Genomic DNA, 12,167 nt, shown 5'->3' on the forward strand with positions numbered 1-12,167 from the left:
CGAAGTCTCCTTGTAAACGTACTATTTCATCGAACGAACATAGAACAGGCTCAGTACAATACCAATAACCAGCAGTAATAAGGAGATCGCTGTTCCATATCCAAGCTGATAATTCACAAAGGCTTGATTATACATAAAGATAGGCAAAGTTGTTGTTGAATTTCCCGGCCCTCCGCCGGTCATCGCATAGATAAGTCCGAATACCCCAAGCGTCTGCAAAGTAACCAGCATCATATTCGTTGTAATGGTATCTTTAATATAAGGAATGATAATTCTGCTCAAAACTTGCCATCTCGATGCCCCATCCACAACCGCCGCTTCTTCAATCTCACTCGGCACATCATCTAGCGCCGCTTGAAACACAAGCATAGAGAATGCCGTACCATGCCAAATGTTCGCAAGTATGATGGTGAGCATAGGAACGGTATACAGCCATGTGACTTCTTGAATACCGAGGAATGCCAGAATGCTATTTAGTGTACCTTCATCCCCGAAAAAGCTGTATAGACATAAAGCGCACACAATTTCAGGGGTTACCCAACCTGCTAACACAATCGTACCGATCACGCGCCTGAACGCCCTCTTTTTATGCTTCATTAACAGTGCGATAATAAATCCTAACACTTGTTGACCAATAACAGCAGAACCAAATAAAAAAATGAGTGTATTCCATATGCTGACTTTGACCGCTGGGTCTTTAAACATATGAATATAGTTGTCAAGCCCGATGAATTTCAGTTCCTTGGCGGATTCCCCAGTTAACGCTAAATTCGTGAAGGAATAGAAGAAGGTTAATAAAATCGGATATATAAAAAACACGAGCATAATCGCTATCGAAGGAAATAAAAAATAAAACCACGTGTATGATTTTCTCTTTTTATGGAGTGCATTAACCGCCAAACTGCTCATGCATCGTTCTCCTCCCGCACGCTGAAAATAAGAAAAACCGCTTGCCCAAGCTCTCCTAATCTCTAGGTTGTGCTTGAGCAAGCTTTTTCCCGTTATTTTTCCATTACATGATCTTCCCCAACAATTCTAGTTACATCCTGCGCGTATTTATTCATGGCATCTGCAGGAGAAGTTCCCGTTGCAACGGATTCAACCATCGTCTGTATTTGGGTAGACACTTCAGGGTACTTATCCTGTGCAGGTCTAAATTCAGCATGCTGCAAATATTCCGTTGCAATTCCATTGAACGGCATTTGCGTATATCCTGGATCCTTCGCAACGTCTGACCGAACCGTTAGATTTCCTGATGCGATAACAAGCTTCTCGGTATTCTCTTTATTCAGGGCATACTTGATGAAGTCCCACGCTTCGTCTTTATGCTTCGCATTGCTTGGAATGGATAACGCCCAGCCTCCGGCCAAGGTGATCGATCCCGGATCCTGCCCCTTACTTGTCGGCATTGGAGCAAAACCAAGCACGTCCTTATATTCCGGCCAAGGTGCTGCGCCAGTATCTATATAATTGCCTGTAATCCATGAACCATCTAATGAAATTGCAAGCTTTCCTTGCGGTAAATATTCACGCGTAGCCGTATTCCCTGCCTGACCGTTCAATACTTTAGACAGCGGCGGACCAAGCTTCTCTTTATTCACGGTCTCAATAAAGCTCAGCGCATCCGAAATTCCCTGACTCTTAATGATCCATTTTCCGCTCGCATTATCATAGAGTCTCTCCCCTGTTCCGTAGAGCAGCATTTCGTAGGTCTGCATGGATGTCGCTTCTCCTGTAGCCTTACCCATGTTCATCCAAATCGGAACAACGTCGGGTGCTTTTTCCTTGATCGTTCTCGCTGCACTTAAAACATCATCCCAAGTTTTCGGCTTCCAATCTTCCGGCAGACCTGCTTGCTTGAAAATCTCCTTGTTATACCACAGTCCTCTGGAATCTGTACTGTAAGGTACGCCGTATACTTTGCCGTCACTCGCAGTAACGCCTTTCTTCATCGCTTCTATAAAAGAACCATTGGTCCAATCTTCCCAGCCTTTCACTTTGTCATCCAGAGGTGTAAGAAATCCTGCGCTTGCGTCCGAATTCAAAATAAAAGTATCTTCCGTGACAATATCAGGCGCCGTATCCTTCGATTTCAGCGCTAAAGCAATCTTGGCAAAATAATCTCCCTCCGACGCTTGAATAGGAGTCGGCTTAATCTCTACATTTTTATTCGGATAGCTGGCCGAAACCTCCTTAATCCATTTATAGAGCACTCCCTTTTCCCCTATGCCATCATCTCTATAGGTAATCGTTATCGTTGTCTTTGCAGAATTTGAAGTATCCGTCTTACTCTCCCCTGACTTGCTCGAACAACCGAATAACAAAGAAGCGCTCAAAATAACCGATGTTATGAGCATAAATTTTCTGTTGCTAGGTTTCATATTGTTCCCTCCCCTTTTGTTTGCTGCTGCCTTCAAACCAGTTTATGTATGCGTTTACCCAAAGTGTGAACATATAATAAACATATTTGGGTAGGGGGTTATTTATTCGGGATTTGGGGGCAGTGTCAAACTTGATTCCCACTCCATTCGTTTCCTTTGAGTCTCTACAACGAAAAAGGAGGTACCCACAGGTACCACCCTTTTCTTACAACTCGCTTATCCAATATTCAAATTCACTTATTAAGCATACACCTTCGCTGAAACCTTTGCCTGTCCATTACAAAGGAATACCCATCGATTATTAAGTGCTGAAACATGGTGTTACGTTTTACTGTTGTACTGCTGGTGCGGCTTCCGCTAATCGAAGCTGAATTTCAATGCTGTTATATAACAAAGTTTCATTGATTCCGACGACTAATTGAAATTAACCCCAATAATCTCAGGTTGTTTTTTCCACAACAACGAATCGTCCATTATGCCACAGATAAATCAGGGAAAATTCGTTACTATCATCCATGATAAGAAATTCATTCTCATACCTATCCTGGAAGATCCGATAAAGCTGATACGGTGTAATCCCGCATTCTTCCATTTCATCGTCGAAAGTTGGCAACCAATGCGTTGCTTCCTCTATGCTTTGAACTGCCCTACAAATATAGCCTTTTGGTTCAATTCTGAATTGTTTTAGTTCGTTATCAGATAAGGATCCCCTAATCCTCTTTTCCTTCATATACTTCGCAATTGCTCTCACATTGTATCGCGGCAGACACTTCGGACTTGGTATTGCAAATATACCTTTTGGAAATGCATCATCAAACTCGTCGTCATCAATTTCCTTCAATAGCTTCTCGTCATCTTTTTCCATGTAAGCCCCCCCTGCTCATCCGCTTTTCGTGAGCAAAATAATATCGTTCAAGAGTATAATTGTCAACCAATATTTGGATACAGTTGCGTTGTGAACAATATTGCGAAACAAGGAATATGTTTACAGGGCTCGGGTTGTATTACGGCATTAGCCTCTGTTGGGTGTCAGGGGACGCGACCAAGGAACGTTGGCATCATTACATGGCTGATAAGCGTTCGTATATAGATAATTGGTCGAATAGTGTTTGACCCCGAGGGGAGTACTCAACTTTTTCCAATAAAATAACATTAAATAAAACCAAAAAACAAGACAAACCCAGTATCCATAAGGGCTACTGGGTTTGCAATAACGTCGCAATCTAATTTGCAATGGCTACTTTTGGGCTACAATTTAATGGCATAGAAAAGCCCAGCCCTCATGCGGACTGGCTTTTCATGGTGGAGGCGAGGGGAATCGAACTCCTGTCCTCAGTAATCAATATTCCGACATTTGAGTAGACTATTATTTATTCATCGGAGTTTTTTATAAATAGAAAACACCCAATTTCAAACATCAGGTGTTCTCCTATCTAAATCTATGAATTTCATCAACAATCAGGCAATCAGGCAACTCTATTATTTCCAACCCGCTCAACTATTGCAATCCCAGTGATCTTTACTATCTCTCACCAATAAGGATACCTATTCCGTGTATGGGCTACATAAAATAGACAGACTTGATGTGGCATTATTCGCTTAATGGTATTTAATCCACTCATTCTGGTAGGGATAGTCTCTCCAATCTCTTTCTAAGGTACCCCTCTAGCCCTTTATCTGTACAATAGACGAAACAGCCTTTGAGGCCTCGAGTCATTAATATACGATAGGTATTCCGAATGATTTCATCAGCCATTCTCTCGCCTTTCAACTTATCTGCCTTTATTAGCTTAGAAATCCCTTTTAATGATTGGTCTGTTTTTGCCCTCTTTGTATAATCGGTAATGAGTTGCCCGTCAATGTACCTAATATCATCACCTATAATTACACCTACATAATCAAATTCAAGACCCTGACATGTGTGGATGCAACCAGCCTCTTGAACCGAGTCACTATCGATTGCCCATGTGGAGGTGTTATTGAGATTCCAACTCATTCCAAAATTATGGTCTGGTATAATAATATCGTGATAGTTGGGATCATTTCGATGCTCGCTAGACCAATTCCAGCAATATCCTGCAACAATTCTAGATTTATTTTTTCCCCCGGGTCATTAATAGAGCTTTTTACACGAAGATAAGCCAAAAGCACAGTACATAGAGTCTGTTGAGCGTCATCATTCTCGATAGTCTTTTATGTTTCACACCATTTTTTCGTTATTTGTACGTATTGCTCCATGATACGCTCCATGAGCTCGGATACAGTCGGAACATCTTCAATGAGACCAATCACCTGTCCAGCAAAAGCAAAGCCATCTGGTTGTCCTTCATGAACAAGACGACGATTTACTTCCCCGCTAATATAAGATTTAAGTGCTTCGTACGTTGGTGTTTTTTGCTCAACCTTTAAAATTTCATCTGCATAATCGTTATGCAACACACGAGCAGGCGCTCCGATTGAGCGCTTCACTACTACCGTGTCCATTTCAGAGCCTTGTACAATAAGTTGTTTATAATAATCCGATGCCTCTACACATTCTTTCGTCGCAATAAATCGAGTACCCATTTCAATCCCTTCGGCTCCTAAAGCTAAAGCAGCTGCTAAGCCTCTTCCATCAGCAATGCCCCCTGATGCGACGACTGGAATCGATACAGAATCAACGACGCGAGGTGTTAATACGATGGTCCCTAAATCATCTCTCCCTAAATGTCCTCCACCTTCTTGTCCGACAACAATGACCCCATCTGCGCCTAACTGCTCCGCTTTTTGTGCTTGGCGAACACCTGCAACAAGGACAAGTGTTTTAATCGATGTGCCTTTTAATAACTCAAACATCGGTGCGGGATTCCCGCCTGTAATGGATATAACAGGAACGTTCTCCTCAATAGCAACTTGAGCAAACGGTTCATAGCCCATACCGTGCATACCGAAAGCAAAATTTACACCAAAAGGCTTATCTGTTAATGTACGTGTTCTTCGAATTTCCTCTCGAAGAGCTTCAGGTGTTGGTAAGCTAAGCGCTGTCACTTGCCCTAATCCCCCAGCATTGGAGACAGCTGCTGTAAGATCGGCATAAGCTAAATAAGCGAGTCCTCCTTGGATTATGGGTTTTTCGATATTCAATAATTCGGTAATACGTGTATTCATGTATGGATGCCTCCGTTTCTATCGATCACCTAAACGACGAATAAAATGATGAAGGAGATCGAAATTGGGAATAAAAAGTACAAATATTCTCTTTTTTTAATAGAGAGTGTATGAAAATGAGTGCGATTTTGGCCTTTTCCAAAAGCTCTTGCTTCTATGGCCATCGTCAAATGATCAGCACGGGTCACAAGGGATAACAGGAGGGGTACAATCATTTTCATTGAGAGCATCATTTTCTGTGTTAATGAATGCGGTACGATACCGCGAGCTTGTTGACTTACTTGAATTCGTTTCCACTCTTCCATAATAAGTGGTAGAAAACGGAGAGCAATCGTAATCATTAATGACCATTGTGCTACAGGTATACGCAGTTTCTCCAATGGACGTAACATCGTTTCCAGCCCGAGGGCAAGAATCATCGGTTTTGTCGTAGCTGTTAACATGACCGCTAAAACAACCATACAAAGAATACGAACCACATATCGCAGTCCTATGAATAAACCTTCAAGAGAAAAATAAGTAGCTCCCGAAAAAATAAAGTGGTACAAAAAGGTAAATAATAAAATAATGATCACGGGACGAATCGCTTTCAATAGGTATAACCACGGCAATTTCGCTAATGTCCCGATCATAACGATCGATACAATCGCGACAACAAAGCCTGCCCACGTATTCAATTGGATATAGCTAATTAACATGAACATAACAGACAGCAATTTTATTCTAGGATCCAGACGATGAATAAAGGAATCTTTAGTTACATAGTCAGTCGAGAATTCCATTTATCTTCATTCCCTCTACGATACTTCGTAATAGTTTATCATTTGTCCGTGCTGGGTTTAATGGCGTTTGTAAACGATTCTGCACATCATGAAAACAAGCAACACTAGGCGGTAACGCAAGCCCTGCTTCCAAAAGACTGTCGGGTGATTTAAAAAAGCATTCCTCGACCGTTTTCATTTGATGATCACCCGTCTTTTTCATCATATAAACGTCATCCCCATAAGCAAGTACTTCTTCCATCTCATGTGTAATACAAATCAGTGTATTTCCTTGTAGTTGCCATTTTTTCAAAACATCCAGCATCATTTTCTTCTGCATTGGATCTAAGCCTGCAGTTGGTTCATCTACTAAAAGAACGGTTGGTTGAAGGATTAAAATAACGGCTAGTGCTAACCTTTTCTTTTGCCCACCACTTAATTGATACGGCGATTTTACTAAAACAGAAGCATCTAACTGAACCATTTCTAATACTTCTGCTATACCTTGCTGTATTTTTTCTTTGGACCAACCAAAATGAAGTGGCGCAAACTGTAGTTCTTTTTCAACAGTCGGTTCAAAAAATTGCGCATCCGCATGTTGAAATAAATAACCGATGTTGTCAGGAGCCGTTACTGTTCCTGATTTCGGTTTATATAATTTCTTCACGACTTCCAGTAAAGTGGATTTTCCAACACCATTTTGTCCAACAACGGCTGTCCAGCGTTTCTCACGAAATGTAACCGAAAGATTTTGAAAAACAGTGTATTGCTCTTTCTCTACTGTAATGCTGTCTAATTGGATGTCCATAAAGAATCAATACACTCCTTCCATGTGCTAGCTTTAACATTTAATCCGAAGGTTCTTTGAAGTTCAACCGTAAAGGGCATCGGCAGCTGTGTTGAAGATGCTAACTGTTCTAAATCCCCATCAAATACAAGTTCGCCATGATCCAGCATCAGAAACCGATCGGCCATTAAATATTCCTCTACTAAATGGGTCGTATACATAATGGTCCAGCCTTTTTGTTTTAAATGAAGTATGATTTGTTGGAAATGTTCACGCGCTACTGGATCCAGCATCGATGTCACTTCATCTAATAACAAAACGTCTGGTTCCATCGCTAAAATAGCAGCTAAGGCAACGCGTTGTTTCTCTCCGCCAGATAATTGCATCGGATGTTTCTCTAATGCCCATCTCATCCCCACTTGGTCTAAAGCAGCAAGCGCTCTTTCAAGCATTTCTTCCCGTGGAATACCTATGTTTTCAAGTCCAAAAACCATCTCATCCAAAACAGAAGTCGTAATGAATTGATTATCTGGATGTTGAAAGACAATACCGACTTTTGGGGGACGAACAGCCTCTCCTTCCCATTCTATGGATCCTTCTTGAGGATTAATCAATCCTGCCATTGCATGCAATAATGTTGACTTTCCGCTTCCATTTAAGCCAATTAAGGCAACACATTCGCCTTTTTCAATGTTTAATGAAATATTGAAAATGCCATCTGTTTCGTTGTATCGGTAAGTCACTTGTTCGCATTTGAGCACGTTTCCCACTCCTTAAAAAGCTGTCCTTTCGAACCGAACATTCCTGCCGTTGATGTCATCGCTTTCGTGTAAAAGAAAAGCATCCGCTGTTACACGGAAGCTTTCTATCCACGAATTCTCTTTTCTTTACCGATGAGCAGTGTTAAAACGAACAGAGTTGATCGGACTTACTGTTTTTAATTGAATCGCAATAATCGCGGCTACAATAGCTTTGATCGTATCGCCAGGTATGAAGATCAGACCACTTGTAACGCCACCTACAATAGATGTGTGTGTAATCATCGCCATCACTACAGCACCAATCGCATCGACGAATAAAGCACCAAATACGAAATTAATAATCATTATTTTCCATACTTTAGCCTCAAACCAAACTTTTTCTGTAAAATAACCAATTAAAAATGCAGCGATTGGCCAAGACCAAATATAACCAGCAGCAGGTCCAATTAATGGTGCGATACCACCTCGTCCACCTGACAACAGCGGCAAGCCGATGGCTACTAATACGATAAATAGAATCATACTCATTGCGCCTGTTTTTTTACCTAAAAAGCAACCTGCAAGGATAACCCCTAATGTCTGTAATGTAATCGGTACAGGAATAAATCCTAGTGGGATAGCTGGAACCAGCCCCATTACACCAACTAATGCCGCAAATAAAGCAGCTAATACCATTTCTTTCGTTTTCATGAGTTACACCTCTTTCTTAAATTCTTTTTAATCATACATAGAACGCTTTTTATTGTAAACCTTTTTTATGAGTTAGGTTAACAATCACATTGAATTTCTCCAATATTTTTGTTAACTTAAAACAAAATAAGCGAACTAAAGGTGATATATCATGTTTCACTTACGGGGACATCATATTTTTTGTTTATTAGGCTATCGTGGGATGGGATATTCGGAGGAATATGCGGAAAATATGACCGCTGTTCATACAGCTTTACGTGAGCAGCCGGAAACACTTGTTCAAATCATAGCGGGACCTGATCAACTTTGCGCAAAGTATCCTGAAGATAAAGAATATCACTGTCAGGACAAAGATATCTATGAGCGAGATGCTGAAATATTATCACGCCTTGGGGTACATATTGGTGATATCCTCCCCTGGTCGGAAGTAGAGAATCGCATTCGTGCTCATGTCGTCCCAGAGGACATCGGAGTTGTTTGTGAAACTTGCTCATGGCGATCTTACGGCTATTGTCAGCAAGGTGTTGAGCGTATTATTGGTCACAAAGGCTTATGGAACGTTGAACACAAATAAGCCCGGTAGTAACGAATCAACTTTCACCCATAGCATTGTTAATATCATAATCATTTATATCGATGTCCAAAGACATACCAAGTGCCATTTTTGCCAGCTGATTCCCAATGAAGGGACCCATTGTCAAGCCGGAAGCTCCGAGTCCATTTGCTGCTATCAGACCATCCCAGCCAGGAACGGCGCCAATTACAGGAAGAAAACCAGGTGTAAAAGGACGAAAACCCACTCTTACCTCCTGAAAAGTACTGTTCGATAGACCGGGGGCAATTTCCAAGCCTTTATTCAGGATTTCCTGTATACCTCCTGCTGTTACTCTTGTATCGTAGCCTTCTATTTCATTTTCATGAGTCGCCCCTATAACAATCCTCTGTTTGTCAAATGCCAACAGATATTGATCAGAAGGCGGCATGATAACCGGCCAGGTCCCTGTGTCTTGAAAATCAGGAACCTGCAAATGCAAAATCTGCGCTTTTTGAAAGCTAACCTTAAAATGAATTCCTAATGGTTGCAGTAGTTCATCTGCCCACGCACCCGCACATACAATGACCTCGTCAGCCGAGAAACTTCTTGCTCCGACAGCTACTCCTGTTACACGGTTCGAATGATACTGAAGTACTGCATCCCCGTTTACTAAGACGGCCCCGTTTCTTTGTGCCGATCGGATTAATGCATCGCGCAGCGCTCGACCATCCACACGGGCACCTCCGCTAATGTGAAGCGAATGATAACGTTCATCAAGCAGAGGAAACAGTTCTTGGGATTCTTTATTATCTAGACGGGTCATTTCACCGATTTCTGGTGCATCCGCTTTTCGTTTGTGCGCACGTTCTTCCATTTTTTTGATTTTTTCCAAATCATCATGAATACTAAGCACACCTACTCGAGCATAGCCTGTTTCTGTTTCGCCCTCGCTTTTAAGTTCTTCAATCAATCCAGGATAAAAGCGCGCACCGGCCTTTGCCAGTTGATACCAAGCTTTATTGCGCCGCTGTGATAACCAGGGGCAGATAATGCCTGCAGCGGCATCAGTAGCCTGTCCCTTATCCTTACGGTCAACAATGAGGACCTCTGCACCCATTTTTGCTAACTGATATGCAGTCGATGCCCCAAGAATTCCTGCTCCTATTACAATGACTTTCTTCATGTCTCTACCCTTTCCTGAATCACTGTGTCTAATCAAGAGAAATATGCCAATTGATAGCGCGTGATTGGTAATATATCTAATATAGTATACATTTGTGGTCAATAGAAACGAAGGCGGTCTGTGTTTCTGTCTTGGCTGCCACGCCCGAATAAAAAAGCAGATCGTCTTATAGGCAATATGAGTTGCTTTAAAGAAAGTAGCTATTCAAATGGTCTATTTATGTCGATATAAATATATAGAAGTTTATTTCCAGTAGGAATGAGGCAAATTATGTTTCTAAATTTTTTATTTAAGAATAAAAAGAACAACAACTCTAATAAAGATATGAAACAAACTCCAAGCACTATAAAAAAGACACACAATGATGTAACAAGAATAAAGAATGAACAAATTGCAGTTAGAAAAGGCGAACTCGGAGAATACAAAATTGACATTCAACTATCCCAAATGCCAAAAGAGTATATGTACTTGAATGATTTATTAGTTAAAAACCCTAAATCGTCAACAGGATACTCCCAAATAGACCACGTTATCATTACTCCTTATGGATTATTTGTAATTGAAACAAAGAATTATCAGGGAACTATTTATGGAGGAAAAGATAGAAAAACTTGGTTGATTAATGGCAAGTTTAAAATGATGAATCCATTGATGCAGAACTATGGCCATATTCAAGCACTTAAAAACTTTATTGATTTAAAATACCACCAATACTTTATTTCCATGGTATCCTTTACAAAAAGATGTACTTTTAAAATTGATGAAGAGTTACGAAAGATTAATTCCAGCGAATTGGTAGTCTATGATATTGAGCTAACTGAGTTTATTAATCGAAAAGTTGCTGTCCTTAAATTACATTACAAAAATCCCGTTTTAATGAAGGATGCTGTTGAGGAGATATATACTTCCTTTTTGAATTCCAATATTGTAGATGAATCAATTAGAAAACAACATGTGGATAGCATACAAAGAAAGCAGAACAACGATGATAAAAAAGACTGAAAACGAGGTTTAGTATGTCACAACTTTATTATTTTTAAATAAAGTCATGCTAAAAGGACAGGAATTAGTTGAGAGCGACCAGGATTTTCTCCTGCTTTTTTTCATGCTTTTGGGGTTCGTAGAACCCTTCCCACTTTTCTTTAGACATCAGGTTTGGACAGTCAACAGTAAATCAGACAACTTTTTAAAGGGATGCAGCTTTGTACTGAACTGGCGTCATGTATCCTAATGTGCCTTGAATACGATGCTTGTTGGACCAGTTCACATAATCATATAATTCCAACTTTAGATGGTAAAGGCTTTGAAAATTCATCTGGTTTACGAATTCTGTTTTCATCACTTTGTAGGTGGCTTCAGCAACGATTAAGTCGTGGCTAAGAAAAAGAAATGGAAAGGATTTTCCAAGTGTCAATAATTATACCTCTGCTTACGATTACTATAGCTGCATTTCTCATTATATGGTGTGTGGTATACTTAGTTTTAAAGCATTCTACAGATTCACCACGTATAGGAGCATATATAATTCTAGGTATTGTTGTTGTTGAAGTGCTTGCGATTTTTTCTCAATACTACTTGTATCGTGATAATCGTTCCTTAAATTATACAATTCTGTTGATATTGTTTGTTACTGCAATTTCGTCCATTTCCTATTTAAATTCAAAAAAATAAGGTATCAGATGACAAGCTTTTTAGGAAACATATTGTTAGCTACAGACTGAGGGTTATGAACGCCGCTGTAATGGTTAAGACTCTGTAGTCTAACTCATTCTAGAGTGGGCATATCATCTCAGTTATTAAGATCAAGACATTGATAAAAATCTCCTAATTTCATCGGTCAGCTTTATTTTCGCCAGTTGGTTATGAGCGAGAAGAAGCTGGCTTTTTTTCTGTTGTATATAAGTTTCACTTTTATTGACTTA

12 protein-coding genes and 1 pseudogene are annotated in these 12,167 nt (G+C 40.4%); 2 read left to right on the top strand and 11 right to left on the bottom strand.

The features are described from left to right. Positions 1-21: 21 nt before the first annotated feature. From J2Z20_RS12480 to J2Z20_RS12520, 9 genes and pseudogenes are all read right to left on the bottom strand, one after another. Positions 22-909, bottom strand: coding sequence for a carbohydrate ABC transporter permease (locus J2Z20_RS12480; RefSeq protein WP_209850592.1), 888 nt, complete (start codon positions 907-909; stop codon positions 22-24). A gap of 92 nt (positions 910-1,001) precedes the next feature. After that, entirely contained in the window at positions 1,002-2,381 is a 1,380-nt protein-coding gene (locus J2Z20_RS12485) for an ABC transporter substrate-binding protein (protein ID WP_209850595.1), read from the bottom strand. Positions 2,382-2,820: 439 nt separating this feature from the next. Next, positions 2,821-3,246: a hypothetical protein gene (locus tag J2Z20_RS12490; RefSeq protein WP_209850598.1), complete on the bottom strand. Its 426-nt coding sequence runs from the start codon at positions 3,244-3,246 to the stop codon at positions 2,821-2,823. 753 nt (positions 3,247-3,999) lie between these two features. Then, positions 4,000-4,479: pseudogene (locus J2Z20_RS12495) on the bottom strand (DNA/RNA helicase domain-containing protein); the annotation flags it as partial. A 95-nt stretch (positions 4,480-4,574) separates the two neighbouring features. Beyond that, on the bottom strand, positions 4,575-5,528 hold the full coding sequence (locus J2Z20_RS12500; protein WP_209850601.1) for an NAD(P)H-dependent flavin oxidoreductase: 954 nt from the start codon (positions 5,526-5,528) through the stop codon (positions 4,575-4,577). A gap of 29 nt (positions 5,529-5,557) precedes the next feature. After that, a complete protein-coding gene (locus J2Z20_RS12505) occupies positions 5,558-6,310 on the bottom strand; it encodes an energy-coupling factor transporter transmembrane component T family protein (protein ID WP_209850603.1) in 753 nt (250 codons plus the stop codon). Next, complete coding sequence (locus tag J2Z20_RS12510; RefSeq protein ID WP_209850607.1) at positions 6,294-7,097, bottom strand: ATP-binding cassette domain-containing protein; 804 nt, start codon at positions 7,095-7,097, stop codon at positions 6,294-6,296. Before J2Z20_RS12510 ends, J2Z20_RS12505 begins: the two co-directional genes overlap by 17 nt. Then, positions 7,082-7,837: an energy-coupling factor ABC transporter ATP-binding protein gene (locus tag J2Z20_RS12515; protein ID WP_209850610.1), complete on the bottom strand. Its 756-nt coding sequence runs from the start codon at positions 7,835-7,837 to the stop codon at positions 7,082-7,084. Before J2Z20_RS12515 ends, J2Z20_RS12510 begins: the two co-directional genes overlap by 16 nt. Positions 7,838-7,963: 126 nt before the next feature. Then, positions 7,964-8,527 (bottom strand): biotin transporter BioY, encoded by a 564-nt coding sequence (locus J2Z20_RS12520; RefSeq protein WP_209850613.1) that lies wholly within the window; start codon positions 8,525-8,527, stop codon positions 7,964-7,966. Between the two features lie 151 nt (positions 8,528-8,678). On the opposite strand from J2Z20_RS12520, the gene J2Z20_RS12525 reads away from it, so the two are divergent. Beyond that, positions 8,679-9,101: a DUF1284 domain-containing protein gene (locus J2Z20_RS12525; RefSeq protein ID WP_209850617.1), complete on the top strand. Its 423-nt coding sequence runs from the start codon at positions 8,679-8,681 to the stop codon at positions 9,099-9,101. Positions 9,102-9,117: 16 nt separating this feature from the next. Here the strand turns inward: J2Z20_RS12525 and J2Z20_RS12530 are convergent, their stop codons facing one another. Next, on the bottom strand, positions 9,118-10,245 hold the full coding sequence (locus tag J2Z20_RS12530) for an NAD(P)/FAD-dependent oxidoreductase (RefSeq protein WP_209850620.1): 1,128 nt from the start codon (positions 10,243-10,245) through the stop codon (positions 9,118-9,120). A gap of 270 nt (positions 10,246-10,515) precedes the next feature. Here J2Z20_RS12530 and J2Z20_RS12535 point away from each other — a divergent pair, with 270 nt between their 5' ends. Beyond that, entirely contained in the window at positions 10,516-11,247 is a 732-nt protein-coding gene (locus J2Z20_RS12535; RefSeq protein ID WP_209850623.1) for a nuclease-related domain-containing protein, read from the top strand. Between the two features lie 184 nt (positions 11,248-11,431). Here the strand turns inward: J2Z20_RS12535 and J2Z20_RS12540 are convergent, their stop codons facing one another. Beyond that, on the bottom strand, positions 11,432-11,659 hold the full coding sequence (locus J2Z20_RS12540) for an IS3 family transposase (RefSeq protein ID WP_209850626.1): 228 nt from the start codon (positions 11,657-11,659) through the stop codon (positions 11,432-11,434). Positions 11,660-12,167: the final 508 nt, after the last annotated feature.

Origin of the sequence: Paenibacillus sediminis (assembly GCF_017873765.1) — a bacterium.
GTDB lineage: Bacteria > Bacillota > Bacilli > Paenibacillales > Paenibacillaceae > Paenibacillus_AG > Paenibacillus_AG sediminis.

What these genes read in the sequence shown, in the direction of transcription:
- J2Z20_RS12485 (WP_209850595.1), bottom strand. Translation starts at nt 2,381, where the DNA reads ATGAAACCTAGCAACAGAAAATTTATGCTCATAACATCGGTTATTTTG.
- J2Z20_RS12535 (WP_209850623.1), top strand. Translation starts at nt 10,516, where the DNA reads ATGTTTCTAAATTTTTTATTTAAGAATAAAAAGAACAACAACTCTAAT.
- J2Z20_RS12525 (WP_209850617.1), top strand. Translation starts at nt 8,679, where the DNA reads ATGTTTCACTTACGGGGACATCATATTTTTTGTTTATTAGGCTATCGT.
- J2Z20_RS12530 (WP_209850620.1), bottom strand. Translation starts at nt 10,245, where the DNA reads ATGAAGAAAGTCATTGTAATAGGAGCAGGAATTCTTGGGGCATCGACT.
- J2Z20_RS12520 (WP_209850613.1), bottom strand. Translation starts at nt 8,527, where the DNA reads ATGAAAACGAAAGAAATGGTATTAGCTGCTTTATTTGCGGCATTAGTT.
- J2Z20_RS12490 (WP_209850598.1), bottom strand. Translation starts at nt 3,246, where the DNA reads ATGGAAAAAGATGACGAGAAGCTATTGAAGGAAATTGATGACGACGAG.
- J2Z20_RS12500 (WP_209850601.1), bottom strand. Translation starts at nt 5,528, where the DNA reads ATGAATACACGTATTACCGAATTATTGAATATCGAAAAACCCATAATC.
- J2Z20_RS12480 (WP_209850592.1), bottom strand. Translation starts at nt 909, where the DNA reads ATGAGCAGTTTGGCGGTTAATGCACTCCATAAAAAGAGAAAATCATAC.
- J2Z20_RS12510 (WP_209850607.1), bottom strand. Translation starts at nt 7,097, where the DNA reads ATGGACATCCAATTAGACAGCATTACAGTAGAGAAAGAGCAATACACT.
- J2Z20_RS12505 (WP_209850603.1), bottom strand. Translation starts at nt 6,310, where the DNA reads ATGGAATTCTCGACTGACTATGTAACTAAAGATTCCTTTATTCATCGT.